At 61.4% G+C, this 20,959-nt stretch carries 22 protein-coding genes; 6 read left to right on the top strand and 16 right to left on the bottom strand.

Translation table 11 applies throughout. The annotated features are described in order from the left end of the window. Nucleotides 1-5: 5 nt before the first annotated feature. From JQ863_RS14880 to JQ863_RS14825, 12 genes are all read right to left on the bottom strand, one after another. On the bottom strand, nucleotides 6-2,048 hold the full coding sequence (locus tag JQ863_RS14880; protein WP_204114938.1) for a YjbH domain-containing protein: 2,043 nt from the start codon (nucleotides 2,046-2,048) through the stop codon (nucleotides 6-8). 187 nt (nucleotides 2,049-2,235) lie between these two features. After that, complete coding sequence (locus tag JQ863_RS14875; RefSeq protein ID WP_204114937.1) at nucleotides 2,236-2,637, bottom strand: VanZ family protein; 402 nt, start codon at nucleotides 2,635-2,637, stop codon at nucleotides 2,236-2,238. Nucleotides 2,638-2,961: 324 nt separating this feature from the next. Beyond that, complete coding sequence (locus JQ863_RS14870; RefSeq protein WP_204114936.1) at nucleotides 2,962-3,219, bottom strand: hypothetical protein; 258 nt, start codon at nucleotides 3,217-3,219, stop codon at nucleotides 2,962-2,964. A gap of 4 nt (nucleotides 3,220-3,223) precedes the next feature. Continuing rightward, entirely contained in the window at nucleotides 3,224-3,946 is a 723-nt protein-coding gene (locus JQ863_RS14865; RefSeq protein ID WP_204114935.1) for a NapC/NirT family cytochrome c, read from the bottom strand. 33 nt (nucleotides 3,947-3,979) lie between these two features. Further along, nucleotides 3,980-4,408, bottom strand: coding sequence for a nitrate reductase cytochrome c-type subunit (locus JQ863_RS14860; RefSeq protein ID WP_204114934.1), 429 nt, complete (start codon nucleotides 4,406-4,408; stop codon nucleotides 3,980-3,982). 21 nt (nucleotides 4,409-4,429) lie between these two features. Continuing rightward, nucleotides 4,430-5,353 (bottom strand): quinol dehydrogenase ferredoxin subunit NapH, encoded by a 924-nt coding sequence (napH, locus tag JQ863_RS14855; RefSeq protein WP_204114933.1) that lies wholly within the window; start codon nucleotides 5,351-5,353, stop codon nucleotides 4,430-4,432. Next, nucleotides 5,350-6,201: a ferredoxin-type protein NapG gene (napG, locus tag JQ863_RS14850; protein ID WP_204114932.1), complete on the bottom strand. Its 852-nt coding sequence runs from the start codon at nucleotides 6,199-6,201 to the stop codon at nucleotides 5,350-5,352. Before napG ends, napH begins: the two co-directional genes overlap by 4 nt. 23 nt (nucleotides 6,202-6,224) lie before the next feature. Next, entirely contained in the window at nucleotides 6,225-8,714 is a 2,490-nt protein-coding gene (napA, locus tag JQ863_RS14845; RefSeq protein ID WP_204114931.1) for a nitrate reductase catalytic subunit NapA, read from the bottom strand. A 16-nt stretch (nucleotides 8,715-8,730) separates the two neighbouring features. Beyond that, the gene (locus tag JQ863_RS14840) at nucleotides 8,731-9,000 is read right to left on the bottom strand and encodes a chaperone NapD (protein ID WP_338055528.1); all 270 of its coding nucleotides are present in this window, start codon (nucleotides 8,998-9,000) and stop codon (nucleotides 8,731-8,733) included. Further along, the gene (napF, locus tag JQ863_RS14835; protein WP_204114930.1) at nucleotides 8,994-9,494 is read right to left on the bottom strand and encodes a ferredoxin-type protein NapF; all 501 of its coding nucleotides are present in this window, start codon (nucleotides 9,492-9,494) and stop codon (nucleotides 8,994-8,996) included. The genes JQ863_RS14840 and napF overlap by 7 nt, the downstream gene beginning before the upstream one ends. 238 nt (nucleotides 9,495-9,732) lie before the next feature. After that, nucleotides 9,733-10,677, bottom strand: a complete 945-nt coding sequence (locus JQ863_RS14830; RefSeq protein WP_204114929.1) for an ABC transporter transmembrane domain-containing protein — start codon at nucleotides 10,675-10,677, stop codon at nucleotides 9,733-9,735. 1 nt (nucleotide 10,678) lies between these two features. Continuing rightward, nucleotides 10,679-10,984 carry a DUF6476 family protein gene (locus JQ863_RS14825; protein WP_204114928.1) on the bottom strand — a complete coding sequence of 102 codons (306 nt, stop codon included), beginning with the start codon at nucleotides 10,982-10,984 and terminating at the stop codon, nucleotides 10,679-10,681. Here JQ863_RS14825 and JQ863_RS14820 point away from each other — a divergent pair. The 5 genes from JQ863_RS14820 (at nucleotide 10,983) to JQ863_RS14800 (ending at nucleotide 15,422) form a co-directional block, all read left to right on the top strand. Beyond that, on the top strand, nucleotides 10,983-12,008 hold the full coding sequence (locus JQ863_RS14820) for an RluA family pseudouridine synthase (RefSeq protein ID WP_204114927.1): 1,026 nt from the start codon (nucleotides 10,983-10,985) through the stop codon (nucleotides 12,006-12,008). The genes JQ863_RS14825 and JQ863_RS14820 overlap by 2 nt on opposite strands. A 167-nt stretch (nucleotides 12,009-12,175) precedes the next feature. After that, nucleotides 12,176-13,072, top strand: a complete 897-nt coding sequence (gene rpoH, locus JQ863_RS14815; RefSeq protein WP_204114926.1) for an RNA polymerase sigma factor RpoH — start codon at nucleotides 12,176-12,178, stop codon at nucleotides 13,070-13,072. Between the two features lie 84 nt (nucleotides 13,073-13,156). Continuing rightward, a complete protein-coding gene (locus JQ863_RS14810) occupies nucleotides 13,157-14,131 on the top strand; it encodes a Gfo/Idh/MocA family protein (protein ID WP_204114925.1) in 975 nt (324 codons plus the stop codon). After that, nucleotides 14,128-15,075, top strand: coding sequence for a capsular polysaccharide export protein, LipB/KpsS family (locus JQ863_RS14805; protein ID WP_204114924.1), 948 nt, complete (start codon nucleotides 14,128-14,130; stop codon nucleotides 15,073-15,075). Before JQ863_RS14810 ends, JQ863_RS14805 begins: the two co-directional genes overlap by 4 nt. Before the next feature lie 17 nt (nucleotides 15,076-15,092). Continuing rightward, nucleotides 15,093-15,422, top strand: coding sequence for a DUF4389 domain-containing protein (locus JQ863_RS14800; protein WP_204114923.1), 330 nt, complete (start codon nucleotides 15,093-15,095; stop codon nucleotides 15,420-15,422). A 21-nt stretch (nucleotides 15,423-15,443) separates the two neighbouring features. Here JQ863_RS14800 and JQ863_RS14795 read toward each other — a convergent pair whose 3' ends face one another. Beyond that, nucleotides 15,444-16,619: a dipeptidase gene (locus tag JQ863_RS14795; RefSeq protein ID WP_204114922.1), complete on the bottom strand. Its 1,176-nt coding sequence runs from the start codon at nucleotides 16,617-16,619 to the stop codon at nucleotides 15,444-15,446. A gap of 112 nt (nucleotides 16,620-16,731) precedes the next feature. On the opposite strand from JQ863_RS14795, the gene JQ863_RS14790 reads away from it, so the two are divergent. Continuing rightward, nucleotides 16,732-17,001 carry a DksA/TraR family C4-type zinc finger protein gene (locus JQ863_RS14790; protein ID WP_204114921.1) on the top strand — a complete coding sequence of 90 codons (270 nt, stop codon included), beginning with the start codon at nucleotides 16,732-16,734 and terminating at the stop codon, nucleotides 16,999-17,001. Between the two features lie 156 nt (nucleotides 17,002-17,157). On the opposite strand, the gene JQ863_RS14785 is transcribed toward JQ863_RS14790, so the two are convergent. From JQ863_RS14785 to JQ863_RS14775, 3 genes are all read right to left on the bottom strand, one after another. Further along, nucleotides 17,158-18,039, bottom strand: coding sequence for an AAA family ATPase (locus JQ863_RS14785; protein WP_204114920.1), 882 nt, complete (start codon nucleotides 18,037-18,039; stop codon nucleotides 17,158-17,160). 150 nt (nucleotides 18,040-18,189) lie between these two features. Then, complete coding sequence (locus JQ863_RS19480; protein WP_204114919.1) at nucleotides 18,190-19,131, bottom strand: endonuclease V; 942 nt, start codon at nucleotides 19,129-19,131, stop codon at nucleotides 18,190-18,192. Next, nucleotides 19,128-20,948, bottom strand: coding sequence for a M3 family oligoendopeptidase (locus JQ863_RS14775; RefSeq protein WP_204114918.1), 1,821 nt, complete (start codon nucleotides 20,946-20,948; stop codon nucleotides 19,128-19,130). The genes JQ863_RS19480 and JQ863_RS14775 overlap by 4 nt, the downstream gene beginning before the upstream one ends. Between the last annotated feature and the right edge of the window lie 11 nt (nucleotides 20,949-20,959).

The raw sequence follows: 20,959 nt of genomic DNA, 5'->3' as shown, positions 1-20,959 counted from the left end.
GCCGATCATCTCCAGAATTTCGCCCAGCCGCGTGAGATATCCGTTTCATGATACTCGCGCAGCTTCGGATACAGCCGGTCCTGCACGTTCAGACGTGCGCCGCCGTCCCGCATCAGCGATTGCAGGCGGATCGTGTTCGCGTCCCGTGTCGGCTGACCAAAAATCCAGTTCACCGGGATCGTGACATAGATCCCCTTGTCAAACGATCCTTCGCCGAAATCCTCGGCGCTGACATCGGTCAACGTGGCATAGCCGCCGACACGCCAGCCGTTGGCAAACGCGCGTTCCACGGTCAGGGTCGCACCAATGTCGCCCGCCAGATAGCGTCCGACATCCAATTGCGTGAAGAAGCCGTTGTCGAACTGGTAATACCCCGAGATATGTCCGGTCGCGACCTCGTAGTCGAGGAAGTCGAATAGCTGATCGTAATCGCGTTTCTTGACGTAGTTCAGTTCGGCACCAAGAGCAAAGCGGCTGCCGACCGGCTTCCACAGCAGTTCTCCCGACACCCCGCCATACATGCCTTCCAGCAGGCCTGCAGTGACGCGGCTGTAGAGGTTGGTTCCGGGGCGGCCATAATGCGTAAGCGTCAGGTGTTCGATCGCCGGGTCGCCCAGCTGCGAATAAAGCGGCGCGTCGGTGCGCACGCGGGGCAGGTTCGAGGGTGAAAGCGTTGCATCCGCAAGGTTGCCAAACACCTTTTTGGTCAGGCTGCCCGACGCAATCAGGTTGGGCGTGATGGCATAGGTGGCGTCCAGTTGGGCGCCAACGTCGAAACGTACCGGATTGTTGGGGTCAAAGACGCTGAGGCGCAGATAGGGGGACAACGACCAGCGGAACCGGTTCACCTGATCCAGCCCGGCGCCCATCGCCAGACCAAAGCTGTCACGGAACTCGGTCCGGGCCAGCATAGACTCGGCGGGTGCGTTTTCCAGCCGTTCCAGGTCCGACCGTTTGAATACCACGGCAGAGGTATCAAGCCCGTCGACAACGGGCACGATCACGAAAGTCTCGACCGAAGCAGGCAGGGCACGGCTCATGGCGCGGGCCGTTCGTCCCAGAGCTTCGGGAATGTTGTTGTAGCGACTGTTCGAGATCCGCGCGGTGGCGCTTGTCGGCTGCAAATCCAGCGCCCGGAGTTTCAGGTTTTCCTTGCGCAGGAGCGCGGCAAGCTCGTTACGGGCCTTGTCCGAGGTCACGCTGTCGGCGGTCCAGCCCAGATCGGCGGCCGATCCCGCAGAACGGACCTTGATCGGAAGCGGTGCGGTTTCGTCGCCACCGGGTATCTTGGCACGTTTGGGATTGGTGACAAAGGTCGCCTGAAGCCCGATCGTATCGCCGTGAAGCGCGTAAAGCGAAAGAAGGGTGCCATTTTTCAGGCGGTAGTCCACGCCGACATTGAAGGGGGATTTGTAGTCGAACAAAATGCCGTCTTCACGGCTGTATTCGTCCGACGAATATTCGAATTTCAGCGCCAGGTTCTGGGTCGGGGACCAGGCAAGCCCGCCGAAGAAGGCCATCGGCCCGCGGAACCACTGGTCAATGTTCGGAGTCCCGCCCTGGCTTTGCGGGTCGTATGGGGGACGGGTGCCGAAGCTGGCAAAAGAATTGTGGGATCCCAACCGGCCCCAACCAATACCACCGGTGACACGCAGGGTCGGGGTTATGGACTTGGTGGCGACGATGTATTCGGCCGCATAAAGCCCTGTACCCAGGAAATCCTGCAACCCGATCGCAACACCCGGTCTGCGGTCGGTTTCCGTCAGGAGCTGATAGCGGACGTCAAAACTGCGGTCGAAGTAGTCGCGTCCGGCCCAGACGCCGCCCACGATATCGCCATCCGTCGCGGTATAGCGGAACTGCGCCGACAGTCTGGGTGTGATCTGAAAGCCGATGGACGAGCGCAGCGTTTTGTTGAAAACCGAGAACGTGGTGTAAAGCTCGGCATCGGGCGAGGCCTCTGCCGTGGGCAAATCCACCAGCCCCGGCGCGCCATAGCCATTGTAGCTGACCCATTGTTCGGCATGGCCCGACGGTACGACAAGCATGGAGCCGATGAGGACGGAGGCCGTTCCCAGCTTCCACGCCGCCCGATTTGAACCTGCCGCCTTTCCGGTCGTTCCCGGTATGTCAGGCTGTTGGGACATAGGGTTTGCTCACTCGAATGCCTGTGCCAGTTTCCCTTGTCACTAATCGGTTGATCGCGGTCTGTAAATCGCCGTGAGTGGCGCACGCCTAATCTGTGTGCAATTTGGCACGGCGCGCGCGCAGGAAGAAAAGCACCGGTTTTCGGATCAGGAAGATGCCAAGGGCCGCGCCACAGGCGGCACCCAGCGAGTCTGCCGAGAAATCCGCCAGTTCCCTTTCGCGCCCCACCATTGGCTGGATCACTTCGATCATCGCACCAAAAACAAGCGCCAGCGGAATCAGCGCGACCAACCAACGCGGCGAGAGGATCGCGCAGGGCAGGGAAAGCATGGCAAAGGCGATGAAATGATACGCCTTGTCGTTGCCCGGAAGACCGGATGGCGCGCGCACCGGGGTCAATGTCGCCCAACAGATCATCGCCGCGATGGTCAGCGTCATCGCCAAGGCGATCAGGCTGGGCCAGTGGGGGCGGATGGATGGTGCGGGCATTCTTCGCATGTCCCTTGTGGCTGTGGGGGATTTGTAAACCATGACGGGGGGCGTGTTTCAATCGAAGCTTTTGCCGCAGGGATTTTGGTCACGCGCCGCGTCGTTGTCGCAAAATCCCAAAACCCGGACGCCTCATCCCGAGCCTGCCCCTCGTCGGCCCCCCATCTTGTGTGACAAGAGGCGCTGTCGTGGGTGGCGCCACCGGGTCGGTCGCGGCGCGTCTGTGGCTGGTCCACCGGGGTTTTCCGGTTTCCACGGTTTTCCAATAAACTAGGCCCGCTCGGATGAGCGGGCCCTTTTCTTTCATGCGTGGTGGTTATGGCGTCAGGCCACGGTCCCCTTGACCCGGATCGCCGAGCCGACAACCCCGGCCAGCACACCGACGCCGATGGCGATCACAAGATCAAACACCGCGATGTTGCCAAAGTCGAATTTGGCAAAGATGAATGCCTGGATCACGGCGACGACCGCGCCGAACACTCCGCCAAAAATCGGGTTGCGGGTCATCATGCCAAGGGCAAGACCAAGGACGCCCGGCAGACCCAGAACGGCACCTCCGACAGTTCCCAAGAATTCGAGCATCTGATTACCTTTCCGTCACGTCTGTTGCATCGTCGCCGCCAAGGAAGGCGCGCAGGGCGGCGAAGCTGACGGTCTTGCCGTCCTGATTGCCGGTATCCGCTGCCAGGTCCTCGACCACGGACTTGTATTTTTCCTGATAGCCCTCGGGCAACTGGTGGGCGATACCCTGGTGGCAGTCGATACAGGTCATGTCATCGTCGATGGCGCGCTGGTGAGCATCCGCAGCCCGTGCTTCCTGCACTGGGAAGTCCATATAGTCGAACTTGTGGCAGTTGCGGCATTCGCGGCTGTCGGATTTCTTCATCTTGCGCCAGGTCTGGGCAGCCATGCTGAGGCGGTGATCCTCGTATTTTTCAGGCGTGTCGATGGTGCCCATCACCTCGTGATAGACGTCCTTGACTGCCATGATCTTGGCTTTGACCTTGTGGTTCCATTCCTTCGGCACGTGGCAGTCCGAACAGATCGCACGCACACCGGAACGGTTGTTGTAGTGGATGGTCTCGCGGTATTCGCCGAGGTTTGTCTCCATCGTGTGGCACCCGGTGCAGAATTCCTCGGTGTTGGTCATTTCCATCGACCAGTGGAAGCCGCCCCAGAAGATGATCCCGGCCAGGAACCCGGCGATCAGGGTGAAGCCAACCGTCACGACACCGGACGTTGACCAGAAACCGTTCCACACCCGGCGGAAGAAGCCGGGGCGGGGTTCGGGAGAGTTGTTGTCAGTCATCGCTTGTTTCCTCGTTCGTCCCCTTGGGCCTCGTTACTTGCTGGCGTCAAACTCGTTTTCGACCAGTTCCGGCGCATCGGCCTGCGGGACGTGGCATTGCGTGCAGAACCAGCGGGTTCCGGCGACGCGGTCCAGCTGGTTACCTTCGCGGTCCAGATAGTGGGTCATCGAGAGCGTCGGCGCATTGCGATCGCCGGCGGCGGACCAGTCATGGCAGCCAAGGCACTGGTTCGCTTTCAGGTCGACCTGGTACTGGTCGATCGAGTGCGGGATCAGCGGCGGCTGCTGGCGATAGTTGCGGTTGAACCGTTTCTTGTCCTGCTGCCAGTTTTCCTGGAGACCGACATAATCGTCGACCTGACCGCCACGCAGCGACTCGACGGACGCCGATTGCGCGGTCACGAGCCCGGCGGAAAACACGGCCGCTGCGGTGATGACGCTGATGATGAGATTTTTCTTCATGGGTTTTCTCCGTGTGCTTGCTCAGGCGGCGCGGCTGGCCCCGGATGCAGGTTGGGATTTGGTTCGGGCGGGGCGGGCCGGGGCCTCGCGTCCGTCGAAACGGTGGGTGAATTCAAAGACATTGGGCGCGCATACATCGATGCAGCGGCCGCAATTGGTGCAGTCTGGTGACAGGATGAGAGGCGTCTCATCGGATTTTCCGCGCAGGGCGGGGGTGATCACATGCATTTCGGGGCAGACTGCGAAACAGTCCATGCAATCGTCGCATTCGGCGCGTTTGGTGGCGCTCACCCGCAATAGGGACTTGGTGCCAAGAAGCCCGTAGAAGGCTCCGACCGGGCAGAGATGCCCGCACCAGCCGCGCCGCGATACGAACAGATCAAAGAGGAACACGGCAAGGACGAAGGTCCATGCAAAGCCGACGCCAAAGATCAGCCCGCGATGCAGCATCGAAATCGGGTTGACCAGTTCCCAGGCGACCGTGCCCATGATTGCCGACGCCGCCAGCACCATGCCCAGCACCCAGTAGCGCGTGTTGCGCTTGGGCTGCCAGCCCTTGGCCAGCCCCAGCTTGTCATGCAGCCAGTGCGCCCCGTCGGTGACCGGGTTGATCGGGCAGACCCAGCTGCAATAGACCCGGCCTCCGATCAGCGCATAGGCCACAGCGACGATCACGGCCCCGATCAGGGCGGTGGTCTCGGGCCAATAGCCTGCGACAAGCGATTGCAGCGCGATGAACGGATCGGTCAGCGGCAGCACGTCGAAGGTCAGCGATCCCGACAGGTTGCCTTTGACCCACCAGATGCCGAACCACGGGCCCAGCATGAAAAGACACAGGAAAAACAGCTGCGACGCCCGCCGCAGCAGAAGGTATTTATGCGCCTGCAACCAGCCCTTTTCGGCGATGGCCTCGGCGTTCACGGGCAGGCGGGTCTTGTCGCTCATTGCGTCACCTCCGCGCCTGTTCCGGGCAGTTTGAATGCCGGCTCGAACCCACCCTCATAGCCACCTGGCGCCGCGAGGTTGTCGGTGCCCGGTCCCGGCAGTCTGTCGGGCAGATCGATGATGCCATCGACGACAGGCCCGCCCTTGGCGTCTTTTTCTTCCCAGCCCAGCCGGTAATGCTCGGCCGAATCCGCGCGCGCGATACGATGCGGCAGCACCTTGATCGCGCTTTCATGTGGCAACACGCAGGATTTTTCGCATTTGCCGCAGCCGGTGCATTTGTCGGCATGGACAGTCGGCATGAAGATCGCGTGGCTACCTGAGCGTTCGTTATGCGACAGTTCCAGCGTGATCGCCTCGTCGATGACGGGGCAGACGCGGTAGCAGACGTCACAGCGCAAACCCAGCGCGTTCAGACAGTTTTCCTGATCGATCAGCACTGCGACCCCCATCCGGGCGTCGTCGATATCGGTCAGGTCATGGTCCAGCGCACCCGTTGGGCAGGCGACGACGCAAGGGATATCCTCGCACATCTCGCAAGGCACATCGCGGGCGGTGAAAAACGGGGTGCCGGTTGCCGCGCCATCGACACCAAGCTCGGCCAGCTTGAGTGTGTCATAGGGGCAATCGCGGACACAGAGGCCGCAGCGAATGCAGGCGGCCAGAAAATCCTTTTCGGGCAAGGCGCCCGGGGGGCGGATCGCCTGCGCGGGCAGGGCGCGGGCATCCGTGGCGAGTTTCGCCAGGAACGTGCCCGCCACCGCGCACCCCGCCACCGCTCGGGCCGAGTCCTGAAGGAACCGGCGCCGGTCGGGCGACTTGGGGGTGCGTTTGGTGGTGGCGGACATCGCTTTTACTTTCTCACTTCAGATCAGGCGCGCTCGACTTTGCAGGCGCATTTCTTGAAGTCGGTTTCCTTCGACAACGGGCAGGTCGCATCCAGCGTCAGCTTGTTGGTCAGCTGGCCCTCGTCGAACCACGGGTGGAACACGACGCCACGGGGCATCTTGTTCCGACCACGGGTTTCGATGCGGGACTGGACCTCGCCGCGACGGGTCGAGATTGTGATCTCTTGTCCGCGGCGCAGTCCACGATCCTTGGCGTCTTCGGGGTGCATGAACAGAACCGCCTGCGTGAACGAGCGGTGCAGCTCGGGCACGCGCCGGGTCATCGAACCCGAATGCCAGTGTTCCAGCACGCGGCCGGTGACCAGCCACAGGTCATATTCCTCGTCCGGCACCTCGGGCGGTGCTTCGTAAGGCGCGAAGATGATGTTCGCACGACCGTCGGGCTTGCCATAGAACTGCACGCCCTTGCCCTTTTCGACATAGGGGTCATAGCCCTCGCGGAAGCGATAGAGCGTCTCCTTGCCGTCGACCACGGGCCAGCGCATGCCGCGCGCCTTGTGATAGACATCGAAGTCGGCCAGGTCATGCGCCTTGCCGCGGCCAAAGTCGGCATATTCCTCGAACAGACCTTTCTGGACATAGAAGCCGAAATGCTCGGATTCGTCGTTGGCAAAGCCTTCCTGACGTTCGTCGAGGCTGTACTTGTTGACCTTGCCGTTTTCGAACAGCACCTCGTAAAGCGTCTTGCCGGCATATTCGGGCTTCTTGTCGATCAGGTCCTGCGGCCAGACGTCCTCGACCGTGAAGCGTTTCGAGAACTCCATGAGTTGCCACAGATCCGATTTCGCCTCGCCTGGTGCGTCGACCTGCTGGCGCCAGAATTGGGTGCGGCGTTCGGCGTTGCCATAGGCGCCTTCCTTCTCGACCCACATGGCGGTCGGCAGGATCAGGTCAGCGGCCAGAGCGGTGACGGTCGGGTAGGGGTCCGACACCACGATGAAGTTCTCGGGGTTGCGGTATCCCGGCCAGCCTTCTTCGTTGATGTTGGGCGCGGCCTGCATGTTGTTGTTGCACATCACCCAATAGGCGTTCAGGTCGCCATCCTTCAGCTTGCGGTTCTGCAAGACAGCGTGGAAGCCCGGTTTCGGCGGGATGGTGCCTTCGGGCAGCATCCATTTGTCTTCGGCAATGGCGCGGTGCTTGTCGTTTGCCACCACCATGTCGGCGGGCAGGCGGTGGGCAAAGGTGCCGACTTCGCGTGCGGTGCCGCAGGCCGAGGGCTGACCCGTCAGCGAGAAGGGCGAGTTGCCGGGTTCCGAGATTTTGCCAACCAGAAGGTGGACGTTATACATCAGACCGTTCACCCACGACCCGCGGGTGTGCTGGTTGAACCCCATGGTCCACAGCGACATCACCTTGCGGTTCGGATCGGCATATTGCTGGGCCAGGCGCAGAAGCTGGGCTTCCGGCACGCCGGACAGTTTCGACACTTTCTCAAGCGTGTATTCCGAAACCGCTTCGGCATATTCCTCAAACGTGATCGGGGTCAGCTTGCCGGAGTCGGGGTTGGCCGCTTCCTGCTGGCGCGGATCGCTGTCGCGCAGACCAAAGCCGATGTCGGTGTCGGTCTTGGTGAAGTTGACGTGGTTCTTGACGAACTCCTCGTTCACCGCGCCGGTCGAGATGATGTAGTTGGCGATGAAGTTCAGGATCGCAAGGTCGGTCTGCGGCGTGAAGATCATGCCGTTGTCGGCCAGTTCGAACGAACGATGCTCAAAGGTCGACAGCACATGCACTTCGCAGCCCGGTTTGGTCAGGCGGGTGTCGGTCAGACGCGACCACAGGATCGGGTGCATCTCGGCCATGTTCGATCCCCACAGGACAAATGTGTCCGCATGTTCGAGGTCGTCATAGCAGCCCATCGGCTCGTCGATGCCGAAGGCGCGCATGAAGCCGACCACGGCGGACGCCATGCAGTGACGCGCGTTCGGGTCGATATTGTTCGAGCGCAGGCCGGCCTTCATGAACTTGGCAGCGGCATAGCCTTCCCAGACCGTCCATTGACCAGAGCCGAACATGCCGACGGCGGTCGGACCCTTATCCTTGATGGTTTTCTTGAACTTCTCGGCCATGACGTCAAAGGCTTCGTCCCACGAAACCGCGGTGAATTCGCCGTTCTTGTCATATTCGCCGTTGGTCTTGCGCAGCAAAGGCGTGGTCAGGCGGTCCTTGCCGTACATGATCTTGGACAGGAAATAGCCCTTGATGCAGTTCAGGCCACGGTTCACCGGTGCGTCCGGGTCGCCCTGCGTGGCGACAACCTTACCGTCCTTGACGCCGACCAGAACCGAGCAGCCGGTGCCGCAGAAGCGGCAGGCCGCCTTGTCCCAGCGGATGTCGGGCGCGGCAAGCTGCGCGGCGGCAGCGTTGGGCAGGGTGATGCCCGCAGCCGAGGCGGTGGCGGCAGCGGCCGACGCCTTCAGGAACGAGCGGCGGGATGTTGGCAATGTCATGGCTGGTTTCTCCCGTTCAATGTGTAGGGGTTGCGAGGGGCTGGCCGCCTTGGGGCAGATCCTCGAAATGGTGATAAGTCAGGGTGACGGTGATGACGCCCGGGATCTGGTGCATTTCCATGATCCGGTCCGAGGCGCGCATGTCCTTGGTGTCCTCGACGGTAACGACGATCCGCCCGTCTTCATGGGCGTGTACCTCGCTGCCCGCGCCGGCATTGATGGCGGCGATGACGCTCTCGGTCATCTCGGGCATGGCGTGGACAAGGCATCCGCAGATATTCAGCACGTGGCGGTCTCCTTGAGTTGTGTGATCTTGGTGAACTGGATCGCTCCGACCGGACAGGCACTGGCGCAGCCGCCGCAGCCGGTGCAGGCATTGGTATCGAAGGCAGGAACCGAGCGTCCGCCGGTCTGAAGCCGGAAACGGATCGCCTGCGCGTCGCACTGGTCTTCGCAGGTGCGGCAAAAGACGCCGCCGACCGACAGGCAAGTGTCATCGGCCTGCGCCCGCCAGGTCCAGTCGCGGCCTTCGGCCAGGGCGTCTGTCTCGCAGGCATCAATGCATTCGGCGCAGAAAGTGCAGGCGCCAAGGCTGGGGTCGAGGCGGGGAAATCCATCGCGGTCGGCGATCAGGATCGCCTCGGGGCAGGCCGTCAAACAGTCGCCGCACCGTGTACAGGCATCGGTGAAACCGTCGCCCATCGCCCCGAAGGGACGCATTGTATCCTGCTGCCTGAACGCGCCTCGCAAGAAGGCCCGTCGGGTTGCCTGGTTCGTCATGTTTCGCGCTTTCCTATGACCGATATGGGTTTCGGTCGATGAGGAATTTACGCTGTCACGGTAACGCGCGAATTGATCTGGATCATGGTTTTTTACGGTTTTTGCGTCGATTTCACAGGCAGCGTTCCGTGATCCCGGTCAAAAGGTAAGGTTTCCCCGTGAGTTTTGCGGCGGCGCGAAACCTCGCTGCCTTCGCGCACCATCAGAGCGAAAGAGCCAAAGACAGAAAAAGAGAGAATCAGCCTTCGGCTTTCGCGCTGTCTGGCTGCTCCATGTTCTGCCGCAGGGATCGCAGCAACTCGTATTTCACCTGCGTCGCGCTGACCTGTCGGTAAAAGGCGATCAGGAAGTTCGTCGGCCCCTGCAGACGTCCAAGCCCCATGGTTGCCGCAACCACCGTGCCGACATCGGTTGCGCCACGCAACACCATCGCCCCGCCCAGAAGCAGCACGGCAATCAGGCCGATCTGGTTGACCAGGCTGAGAAGGAACTTGGTCGATGTCTTCCACAGAAACATCGACCGCCGGGTTTCATAGATCCGGTCGAAATCGGCCAGAACCGACTGTTCCAGACTTTCAAGGTTGGACTCGACGATGGTGTCATTCGACCGCCGCAACAGGCGCACTCGTTCAGCGACATGCTGGTTGACCTTGGTCTGAGTCAACAAGACGATCACCACCTGCGGGATGATGGTCGCCAGCGCGATCACCCCCAAGCCTGGCTGGGTGGCGGCGATATAGCCTACGACCGAAACCAACGTGCCGACCTGCACCACGGGCTGCGAAAAGGCGCTGCCGGCAAAATTGCCCAGTTCTTCGGCCTCGGATGCGATCGACGCGGCAAGGGTGCCCGCCGGGATCGCGCCTTCAGTGTCATCGGGCTGGTGAACCGCATCGCGGTAAAGCCGGTTGCGGATACGCCGGATCACGTCTTCGCCCAGCTTGCTGGACCGGTAGCCCATCTGCATCTTCAGCCCCAGGCTTAGAACCACCGCCCCCGCCATCGAAGCACAGAGCCAGATCAGGTGGTCGAACGTCATGTCCTGACGTTCAAGCCCGTTGATGATCTGTTTCTGGAATTCCAAGGGCACCGCGGCAAGGGCGGCAATGGCAATCGACAGAGCGATCAGCACCAGCTGCCTGCGGCCCGAAACCTGCCAGATGGCGCGGTACATCTTCAGCATATCAATCCGTTCCGGTCGAGATGACCACAGTCTGGCGCAATTGCCCGGTGATCTCATCATAAATGAGGATGTGGTTGTCGGTGGTCACAACCGCATACCAGCCCGGTCCATTGGTGACGGCAAGCGGCGCGGTGCCATCGGGCAGGGTGATTTCGGACGGCATCACGGGACTGCGGTCCTGGAAACGGATGACAATCAGCGTGATGATCAGTAGAAGGCCCGCAATCATCACCAAGGTCAGCCCGGTCACCAGCCGTCTGAGAAACCGCAGATTCGCCGGTTCCGCCGGTTCAGGAGCCTCGTCCATGTCCACTTCCCTCGTTCGCTTCGAGATCGGGGCAAACCCGCCCAACCGCCTTGATAAGGCGCTTTCGCGTGATGTGCCAGAAGAAGCGGCGCTGTCGCGCACCCGGCTGGCGCGGCTGATTGCCGAAGGTGCCGTGCATATTGACGGCGTGGCGGTCACCGACCCCAAGGCCAAGGTCTCGGAAGGGGCGGTGATCGAGATCGGCGTACCGGAAGCCAGCGAAAGCCACATCGGTCCCGAGGACATCCCGTTGACCGTCGTCTTTGAAGATGACGACCTGATCGTCGTCGACAAATCTGCGGGCATGGTTGTGCATCCCGCGCCGGGCACGCCGTCGGGCACGCTGGTCAACGCGCTTCTGGCCCATTGTGGCGACACGCTCTCGGGTGTTGGTGGCGCCAAACGTCCCGGCATCGTGCATCGCATCGACAAAGAGACCTCGGGGCTGCTGGTAGTGGCCAAATCGGACCGCGCCCACCATGGGCTGGCCGAACAATTCGAGAAACACACGGTCGAGCGCTATTACAATGCCGTGGTCTACGGTGTGCCCGATGCCGCCGACCCCCGGTTGCGCGGGGTGCGCGGGGTCAGTTTCGAACAGGGCAATATCATGCGCATCACCACCCAGCTGGCCCGGCACAAGACCGACCGGCAAAAACAGGCTGTCCTGTTCGAGGGTGGGCGCCATGCGGTGACCCGTTGCCGGACCATCGAGTCCTTCGGCACGCCCGGCGTCGCCGCGCTGGTGGAATGCTGGCTGGAAACCGGGCGCACGCACCAGATCCGGGTGCATATGTCCCACGCCGGACATGGTCTGATTGGCGATCCCGTCTATGGCGGGCGGCGCAAGCTGTCGGAAAAGGCGCTGTCGCCAGCAGGTATCGAAGCGGCGCGGAATTTCAGCCGCCAGGCGCTTCATGCCCGCGTTCTGGGCTTTGAACACCCGGTGACGGCCGAGGCGATGCGGTTTGAGTCCGATCTGCCGCCGGACATGGCCTCGCTTCTGACCAGTTTGCGCGGATAATTGCCTGTTGGCGCAACGAAAATGACATCCATGTGAAGTTTGATGTCGGCACATGGCGGATTCGCCTGCGCCGGTGCATACTCGTTTTGTTCCCTGCCGGGCCTTGAAACGCCGGTAGCGCGAACATATGTGCATGTTAATCTGGTAAACATTGTGAGGGATGTGAGTTGGGCAACTATTCAAATCTACCGGCACCGACGCCTGAGGGCGGTCTCAATCGCTATATGCAGGAAATCCGCAAGTTCCCGCTGCTTGAGCCGGAAGAAGAATACATGCTGGCCAAGCGCTGGGTCGAAGAGCAGGACGCAAGTGCCGCGCACAAGCTGGTGACGTCGCATCTGCGGCTCGCGGCCAAGATTGCCATGGGCTATCGCGGTTATGGTCTGCCCCAGGCCGAAGTGATTTCCGAAGCCAATGTCGGCCTGATGCAGGCGGTCAAGCGGTTCGACCCCGAAAAGGGGTTCCGCCTGGCGACTTATGCAATGTGGTGGATCCGGGCTTCGATCCAGGAATATGTCCTGCGATCGTGGTCGCTGGTGAAATTGGGCACGACCAGCGCGCAGAAAAAGCTGTTTTTCAACCTGCGCAAGGCGAAATCCCGCATTGGCGCGCTGGAAGATGGCGACATGCGGCCCGAAAACGTCAAGAAGATCGCCGAGGACCTTGGTGTTACCGAAGACGAGGTGATCTCGATGAACCGCCGCCTGTCGGGTGGCGATGCGTCGCTCAATGCCCAGGTGGGTACCGAGGGCGAAGGGTCGATGGAGTGGCAGGACTGGCTCGAGGATGAAACCGCGGACCAGGCCAGCGCATACGAGGCGCAGGACGAACTGGACGCGCGCCGGGAAATGCTGGCCCAGGCGATGGATGTGCTGAACGAACGTGAACAGGACATCCTGACCCAGCGCAGGTTGCAGGACAGCCCCGTCACGCTTGAGGACCTATCGGGCCAATACAATGTCAGCCGCGAGCGCATTCGCCAGATCGAAGTGCGGGCCTTTGAAAAGCTGCAAAAACGCATGCGCGAACTGGCTGCCGAAAAGGGCATGCTGGCCGGGGTCTGACGATCCGTCGAAAAAGCCAAGGAAACAGTTTTCCTTTCCGCCGTGACCTTCTAACCTCCCGCCAGACTGACGGGAGGTTTTTTCATGACGGATCATGTGCGCTGGGGCATTCTTGGGGCGTCGAATTTCGCGTTGCAGCACATGGGGCCGGCGATCCACGCCGCCCGTGGCGGCGCGTTAGAGGCGCTGGCGACATCGTCGCTGGACAAGGCGCGCGGGTTTGCCGATCTGGTGCCGGGGCTGCGGGTGCATCTGGATTATGACGACATGCTGAACGACCCGCTGATCGATGCGGTCTATATCCCGCTGCCGAACCACCTTCATGTCGAATGGAGCCTCAAGGCTATTGCCGCGGGCAAGCATGTCCTGTGTGAAAAACCTATGACGCTGAAAGCGGACGAGTTCGACCGCCTGATCGACGCGCGCGATACCAGCGGTGTGCAGGTGGCCGAGGCCTTTATGATCGTCCACCACCCGCAATGGCTGCGTGCCAAAGAGATGTTCTTGGACGGGGCGATTGGCGAACTGACCCATGTCGAAGGCTTCTTTTGCTATCACAACGATGACGGCAAGAACATCCGCAACCGCCCCGAAACCGGCGGCGGTGGCATCCGGGATATCGGCGTCTATACCTATGGCGCAACGCGGTTCCTGACCGGCAAGGAGCCGACCGAGATCACTCATGCCAATGTCCGCTGTGAAAACGGTGTTGACGTCTTTGCCGATATCTCGGCCCAGTTTGACGGGTTCACGGCGCGTTGGCTGACGTCCACCCGGCTGCAACCGTGGCAGGAAATGCGCTTTCACGGCAGCGAAGGCATCCTGCGCCTGACCGCGCCGTTCAACGCCAATGTCTTTGACATTGCCGAGGTCGAGTTGCACCAGACCAAGATGGGCCGCCGGATCGAGCGGTTTCCGGCGGACAATCACTATGTGCATCAGGTCGAGCGCTTTAACCGTTCCGTTTCGCAGGGGCGGCCGTTCCCCAACACGCTTGAGTTTTCCAAGGGTACGCAGGCGGTGATCGACGCGGTGTTTGAAAAGGCCGGGCTGGAATGACCGACAAAGAGGGCGTTGTCCTTCATCTGCCGGCCGAGTGGCTGACGGGTGACGGCGAAGGGCCGATGCCCTTTTATCAGCGTCTTCAGGATGGGTTCCGGCAACTGGGCATCGCCAGCGAGGTGGTTCCGATCAACCGGGGCACGCTGGCCGAACAGGTCGAAGCAGACCGCAGGTTTCACATCCTCAATCATGCGCGCCATGAACACCCGCGGGTGCTGACGGCGGGTGTGGCCTATATCTATCCGTTCTGGAACCTTGACCCCAAGGGGATCCGGGCGTTCTCGTCTATTGCGGACAAGCGGTTCCGCCCCGGCACGATCGACGCGGACAAGGCCAAGCGCTTTTACAAACGGCTGCGGCAACGCTGGGTCGACCGCCGCGAAAGCCGGTATGAACAATCCGAACTGCGGACCGAGATCCCCGAGGGCTGCGTGGCGGTGTTTTTCCAGAGCGAGGCAAACCGCGACGTTGCCGAGACATGCTACCTTGACCGCTGGCAGATGCTCGACACGGTTCTGGCCACGGTGGATGGCCCGGTCGTGGTAAAACCGCATCCGCGCGACCTGGACGAGGATATGATCGACCGGCTTCTGGCGCTGCACGCGGCGCATCCGAACCTTGTCATCAGCCAGGCCAATATCCACGACATCCTTGCGGTGGCAAAACGCGTTGTCACCATCAATTCGGCTGTCGGGATTGAGGCCTTTCTGCACCGCAAGCCGGTGATCCTGTGCGGACAGTCTGACTTCCATCACATCGCCGATGTCGCCCGCACCCCGGACGAACTGGCGACGCTCTTGACCTCTGAACCCAGGGGGCGTGTCTATGCCAAGTTCCTCTACTGGTATTTCGCTCAGAACTGCATAAATGCAGGTCGAGATGACATGGCCAGAGAGGTCGCCCGCCGCATTCAGGCAACGGGCTATGACCTTGGGCTGTAAGAGGAAAGGGCTACGAGATGGCGGAAAAAGGCGATCCCAGGTTCAGTGATGAACCGGTCAGTATGGATGAACCCTATGACAGCGGTGCAGATAGTGACGGGCGTGACGACGGCATCTGGATGCGCGGACTTTACATGCTGGTGTTTGCGCTTCTCTTTGCCATTGCCGAGGCGGTGTTGATCGCGGTTGCGGTTCTGCAATTCGGATGGATGCTGTTTGCCAAGGAGAAGAACAGACATATCGCGGGCTTCGGGCGCGATCTGGGGCGCTGGCTGGCGCAGGTTGCGGATTTCCAGTCCGGCGCAAGTGACCAGAAACCCTTTCCGTGGGAGCGCTGGGGCGGCTGACCGCCCCAACACGCTTTGGGATCAGTCGCCCAGACGGGCGCGCAGCACGCGCAGCATGTTTTCGCCCATGACCTTGCGGATCTGGGTTTCTGACACCCCGGCCTCGATCAGCGCATGGGTCAGGGCCGACAGTTCCGACGTGTCAAAGGCGGTGGCCACCGAACCGTCGAAATCCGAACCCAGCGAAACGTGATCCTCCCCGACGACGTCAATTCCGGCCTTGATCGCCTTTGCGATCCCGGCGGGGCTGTCGTCGCAGGTCACATCCGCCCAATAGCCGATGCCGATCACACCCCCGGTTGCCGCGATCTCGCGCATCAGGTCGTCGGGATAGTTGCGCTTGACCGGGCAGTTCGAATGAACGCCCGTGTGGCTGACGACAACCGGGATGTCGGTCATCTCCAGCGTGTCGCGCACGACCTGCGGGCTGGAATGGGCCAGGTCGAGGATCAGGTTGCGGTCAACCACGGCCTGCACCACCTCGCGCCCGAAATCGGACAGGCCATGATTGCCCTCGCCATGCAGGGACCCGCCAAGTGCGTTGTCAAAGAAATGATGCAGCGCGATCAGCCGATAGCCGGCATCCTGCAGCTTTTGCAGGTTTTCGATCCGGCCCTCCAGCGGGTGCGAGCCCTCGATCCCCAAAAGGCCGCCAACGACGGTTTCGCCTGCCTCGCGCCTTTTCAGGACATTTTCCAGGTCTGCCCGGTTGCGGATGATGTGAAGGGTGCCGTTCGACCGGGCCTCGAACTCGTGCAGTTTCTCGGCCTGAAAAACAGCGCGTTCGAAGATGCTCTGCCAGGTTCGGGGCGGCCACAACTGCCCGACCGCCAGCAGGGTGATATTGTCCATCGCGTCGCTGCTGTTCTGGTCATAGTTCTGACCGGCGGGAGATTTGGTCACGGCGGTAAAGACCTGCAAGGTGACATTGCCCTCGATCAGCCGCGGGATGTCGACCTGTCCCCGGTCGCCCCGTTTCAGAAGATCGCGATCCCACAACAGGCTGTCGGCGTGCCAGTCGCCGATGATCAGACTGTCATGCAGCGCCCTGGCCTGGTCCGAGACCGGGTAGGGGGCGTGGTCGGCAACAGCATTGCGCTGCGTCTCGACATAGCCGGGGGCAAAGATGAAAAATGCCGCCGCGGCGACCGCCACAAGCAGCAAAAGCCGCCCGATCCATTTTCCCAAGGTGCGCATGAAATCCTCCTGTCCCTTTTGGGATACACCCTATGCGTGTCAGGTCCGTGACACAAAGCCTGACGTTGCGCCACCGCGCGTGCTAGGCTGGTTCCGACAGGAGGGCACGGATATGGCTGGTGGATGGGCGCGCGACGGCGCGGTGAGCGAACAGATCGAAGCCTCGATCGAGGATGAGCTTGCGCGGATGAAGGCGCGCAAATCGCCCACGGGCGACAGCCTGACCCATTGCGCCGAATGTGACGAGCCGATCCCCGAGGCGCGACGGCAGGCCATCCCCGGCGTCAAGCTGTGCATCGACTGCCAGCAGGACCGCGACGGCGCGCAGCAGAAGCGTGGCGGCATTAACCGGCGCGGATCAAAGGACAGCCAGTTGAAATAGCGGGGATCAATCCGGTGCCTTGCCCCCGCGTCGCCTCGAACCGTGACAGGAGCGGCAGGGCAGGTGCATGTTTCATGCCAAGCCAAAAACGGGAAACGGCCACCCGTTGGTGACCGTTCCCTGAGCCGTTGAATTCCGGCGTACCCTTGGCTGGGATTATTCGGTCACCACTTCGACGACAATGTCCTCTTCCGCGTCCGGTGCCTCTGGCGCGGGCAGGCCAAGAAGCGCGTGAAGCTCCTCTTTGGCCTCATCCGACAACTCGCGCCCACCGGTTGCGGTATCCAGCGCCTCTTCCGGTGTCGGCCCAAGTGCGTCCAACTCGTCCGTTGCATCGGCAATCTGACCATCCAGCGCGGCTAGGTCCCCTTCGTGGGCGAGGGCGGCGCCCAGTTCCTCGTTCAACTCCGCCAATTCGTCGGCGTTTTCCTCGGTCGGCGCACCAAGAGCATCAATCTCGGCCTGAATTTCGTCGCTGGTGCGGCCGGTGTAGCCTGACTCCAGGGTTTCCCGCTCTGATGTCAGTTGGTCAATCAGCGCCGCCAGCTCATCGCGGACAGGCTCGTTTTCGACTGCCGTCTTATAGGCAGCAACGCGCCCGACCATGCTGTTGGGATTGGCATTGGCCAATGCTTTCGGATTTGCATGGGCGGCGTTGAGCCCTTTCAGTTCCGATGCAAGCGCACCACGTGATCCGGGGGTCTTGGTCGCGCTTGCTTTGACCGTTCCTGGTGCGGATGCCTTGGTCTCTTGCTTGCCCAGAGGAATGAAGCCGAACAGCTTGCCACCGGACTTGCCGGCCGACGATGCGGACCCGAAACCGCCGTTTCCATTGCCCTTGCCGTTGCCGCCCGCGTTGCCGCCGCCATTGCCACCGCCGTTCCCGCCGCCGTTTCCACCACCGTTGCCGCCACCATTACCGCCGTCCTTCGCAGCGACCTCGGTTGCGGTCAGAAGGGTTGCGGAAGCGGTAACCGTGAAGGCCAGAAGCGAGGTCGTAGCGACGATTTTGAGTCCGTCTGAAAGGGTCTTGATCATGGGTCATTCCACGTTGGTGAGTGATGATGAAGGCAACCCTATTTTCGTCATGATTCTGTTCAAAACAGTCCGCCGACATGGCGGAAATGTGGCGACGGCTTGCTGATCCGGCGAAATCAAGCGGCAAAAGCCTGCCAATTGGCCCGGCGGTCACCGAGGTTGGGATTGACCCTCTTTCGATTTCAACCCGTCACGCGCCAACCGGTCGACCATGGTCAGAAGCGTCGGCATGCGGTGGTCGCCGTGCATCGCGGCGATACAGGCGCGGGCGTCGTCAACGGACATGCCTGCAGCGGTGACAAACAGCGGGTGCTTGCTGCTGCCTCGTCGCAACTCAGTGTCGGCGGGTGTGTCCTCGAACCGCGTCTTGGCGACTCCGATCACCGGGATGCGGGCCTCCAGTGTGCGATAAAGATGCGCGCCCAGACCGTCGCGCCCGTCCTTGCCCAATGTCACATAGCCGTCGATCACGATGGCGGACGGTGGGGTCTCAAGCCTGTCCAGCAAGGCCAGGATGCACGGCAATTCCCGCTTGAAGAACGCGCCGGGTTCATAAGGCGCGACATGGTCGATCCACGCGGTCACCTGCGCCTTGGGGGTGGCGACCTGCCAGTCGCGGAACAGAACCCCTGCCGCCACCGCGCCGCCCGTATCGCCATATTGCACATCGACCGCCATCAGCAGGCCAAAGGATGGGTCGTCATAGTCCTTTTCGTCCACTTCGGGGTCATCCTCGGGCCAGAGACGACAGGTCTGCTCTGCCATCAGGCACCAAACCTTACTCAGGTCGCCGGGGTCGATCCGCGCCGGGAAACCCTGGCCTTCGTGGAAGGTGAACAAAAGCTTGTCATCCAGCGCCGAGACCAGATAGCGCACGCCGTTCCAGTCAAGGCTGAAGTCGTGATACCGGAAACCCGGTTTCCACTGTCGATCACCAAAAAGCTGGTCGGCAGTGCCGGACCAGCTTTCATAAGTGCGCGTCCCGACATGGATCAGCTCAACCGATTGCCGATAGCGCCGCGGCGACCCATCCGCCCGTGTGCCGGGCAAGGGACGGCGAAGCCAGTCGGCAAATCGGCGGAAGGGGATCACCCCTCCATCGCCTCCAATTCATCGATCATGCCGGAAATCATGCTGAGGCCCTTGTCCCAGAATTTCGGGTCGGAGGCGTCAAGGCCGAAGGGGGCCAGAAGCTCTTTGTGGTGTTTCGATCCGCCTGCTTTCAGCATGTCGAAATACTTGTCCTCGAACCCTTCCGCGCCGGACTCGTAAACCGAGTAAAGCGCGTTCACCAACCCGTCCCCGAAGGCATAGGCATAGACATAGAAGGGCGAGTGGACGAAATGCGGGATATAGGCCCAGAAGGTTTCGTAGCCTTCCATGAAGTCAAACGCCGGTCCAAGGCTTTCGGCCTGAACGCTCATCCAGATTGCGTTGATATCGTCCGGGGTCAGCTCACTTTCGCGGCGCGCGGCATGGAGTTTGCATTCAAAATCGTAAAACGCGATCTGGCGCACCACCGTGTTGATCATGTCCTCGACCTTGCCCGCCAGAAGCACCTTGCGCTGTTCCTGCGTGGCGGCGTTTTTCAGCATCGCGCGGAAGGTCAGCATCTCGCCAAACACCGAAGCGGTTTCCGCCAGCGTCAGCGGGGTCGAGGACAGCATCTCGCCCTGATCGGCGGCCAACACCTGATGCACGCCATGGCCCAGTTCATGGGCGAGGGTCATCACGTCGCGTGGTTTGCCGAGATAGTTCAGCATGACATAGGGGTGGACGTCGGTGACGGTCGGATGTGCAAAAGCACCCGGAGCCTTGCCCGGCTTCACACCGGCGTCAATCCAGCCCTTGTCGAAGAAAGGCGCGGCGATCTCGGCCATGCGCGGATCGAACCCGGCATAGGCATCCATGACCGTGGCCTTGGCTTCGTCCCAGCCGATGGTGCGCGGGTCTTCCAGCGGCAGGGGGGCGTTGCGGTCCCAGACCTGCATCCGGTTGAGCCCCAGCCACTTGCGTTTGAGTTCATAATACCGGTGCGACAGCTTCGGATAGGCCGCGACCACGGCATCCCGCAGCGCTTCGACGACTTCGGGTTCCACATCATTCGACAAGTGCCGCCCGGTCTGCGCGGTCGGCATCTTGCGCCAGCGGTCGATGACCTCTTTCTCCTTGGCGGCGGTGTTGTGAACGCGCGAGAAGATCTTGATATTCTCATTGAACACCCGTGCCAGTTCCCGCGCCGCCGCCTCGCGCTTGTCGCGGTTCTGGTCGGTGAGGAAATTGAGCGTGCCCTCGATATTCAGCTCTTCGCCGTCGATGTCGAAGGTCAGCCCCGCGATGGTTTCGTCAAACAGCCGTTCCCACGCGTCACCGACGACGCCGAGGTCGTGCAGGAATTTCTCCAGTTCGTCCGACAGTTGATAGGGTTTCATCGCGCGGATGCGGTCGAAAACGGGCTTGTAGCGGGCTAGGTCAGCATTGGCGGCGAACAGGGCATCGAGGTGATCGTCTTCCAGCCGGTTCAGTTCCAATGTGAAGAACACCAGAGGGGTCGAGAAATTCGTCAGCTTTTCCTGCATGTTGGACATGAATTGCGCGCGCTGGGCGTCGGTGGTCAGCTGGTAATAGCGCAGGCCCGCATAGGACATGATGCGCCCCGAAATGGCCGAAATCTTCTCGTTCCGCTGGACACAGTTCAGCAGACCAGCAGCGTCCAGTTCGCCAAGCTTGCCCTCATAGTCGGCGGCAAAGGCGGCGCATTCCTTTTCCAGCCACTCAAGATCGCGCGTCAGTTCCGGCGCATCATCGCCCGTATAAAGATCGCTCAGGTCCCATTCCGGCAGGTTGCCAAGGTCTTTTGAGCCGGAACCGGCATTGGCGTCGCGGACGGGGAAGGGCAGGTTGCGCATCTTTGGCCTCT

Source organism: Shimia biformata (assembly GCF_016888515.1).
Classification (GTDB): Bacteria; Pseudomonadota; Alphaproteobacteria; order Rhodobacterales; family Rhodobacteraceae; genus Shimia_A; species Shimia_A biformata.
The sequence above is the reverse complement of the archived record's forward strand: the minus strand, read 5'-3'. Positions and strand labels throughout refer to the sequence as shown.

Bases quoted from the DNA above. Each gene is read 5' to 3' on its own strand.
- JQ863_RS14880 (WP_204114938.1), bottom strand. From the start codon at position 2,048: ATGCTTGTCGTACCGTCGGGCCATGCCGAACAATGGGTCAGCTACAAT.
- JQ863_RS14875 (WP_204114937.1), bottom strand. From the start codon at position 2,637: ATGCCCGCACCATCCATCCGCCCCCACTGGCCCAGCCTGATCGCCTTG.
- JQ863_RS14870 (WP_204114936.1), bottom strand. From the start codon at position 3,219: ATGCTCGAATTCTTGGGAACTGTCGGAGGTGCCGTTCTGGGTCTGCCG.
- JQ863_RS14865 (WP_204114935.1), bottom strand. From the start codon at position 3,946: ATGACTGACAACAACTCTCCCGAACCCCGCCCCGGCTTCTTCCGCCGG.
- JQ863_RS14860 (WP_204114934.1), bottom strand. From the start codon at position 4,408: ATGAAGAAAAATCTCATCATCAGCGTCATCACCGCAGCGGCCGTGTTT.
- napH (WP_204114933.1), bottom strand. From the start codon at position 5,353: ATGAGCGACAAGACCCGCCTGCCCGTGAACGCCGAGGCCATCGCCGAA.
- napG (WP_204114932.1), bottom strand. From the start codon at position 6,201: ATGTCCGCCACCACCAAACGCACCCCCAAGTCGCCCGACCGGCGCCGG.
- napA (WP_204114931.1), bottom strand. From the start codon at position 8,714: ATGACATTGCCAACATCCCGCCGCTCGTTCCTGAAGGCGTCGGCCGCT.
- napF (WP_204114930.1), bottom strand. From the start codon at position 9,494: ATGACGAACCAGGCAACCCGACGGGCCTTCTTGCGAGGCGCGTTCAGG.
- JQ863_RS14830 (WP_204114929.1), bottom strand. From the start codon at position 10,677: ATGCTGAAGATGTACCGCGCCATCTGGCAGGTTTCGGGCCGCAGGCAG.
- JQ863_RS14820 (WP_204114927.1), top strand. From the start codon at position 10,983: ATGTCCACTTCCCTCGTTCGCTTCGAGATCGGGGCAAACCCGCCCAAC.
- JQ863_RS14825 (WP_204114928.1), bottom strand. From the start codon at position 10,984: ATGGACGAGGCTCCTGAACCGGCGGAACCGGCGAATCTGCGGTTTCTC.
- JQ863_RS14810 (WP_204114925.1), top strand. From the start codon at position 13,157: ATGACGGATCATGTGCGCTGGGGCATTCTTGGGGCGTCGAATTTCGCG.
- JQ863_RS14805 (WP_204114924.1), top strand. From the start codon at position 14,128: ATGACCGACAAAGAGGGCGTTGTCCTTCATCTGCCGGCCGAGTGGCTG.
- JQ863_RS14800 (WP_204114923.1), top strand. From the start codon at position 15,093: ATGGCGGAAAAAGGCGATCCCAGGTTCAGTGATGAACCGGTCAGTATG.
- JQ863_RS14795 (WP_204114922.1), bottom strand. From the start codon at position 16,619: ATGCGCACCTTGGGAAAATGGATCGGGCGGCTTTTGCTGCTTGTGGCG.
- JQ863_RS14790 (WP_204114921.1), top strand. From the start codon at position 16,732: ATGGCTGGTGGATGGGCGCGCGACGGCGCGGTGAGCGAACAGATCGAA.
- JQ863_RS14785 (WP_204114920.1), bottom strand. From the start codon at position 18,039: ATGATCAAGACCCTTTCAGACGGACTCAAAATCGTCGCTACGACCTCG.
- JQ863_RS14775 (WP_204114918.1), bottom strand. From the start codon at position 20,948: ATGCGCAACCTGCCCTTCCCCGTCCGCGACGCCAATGCCGGTTCCGGC.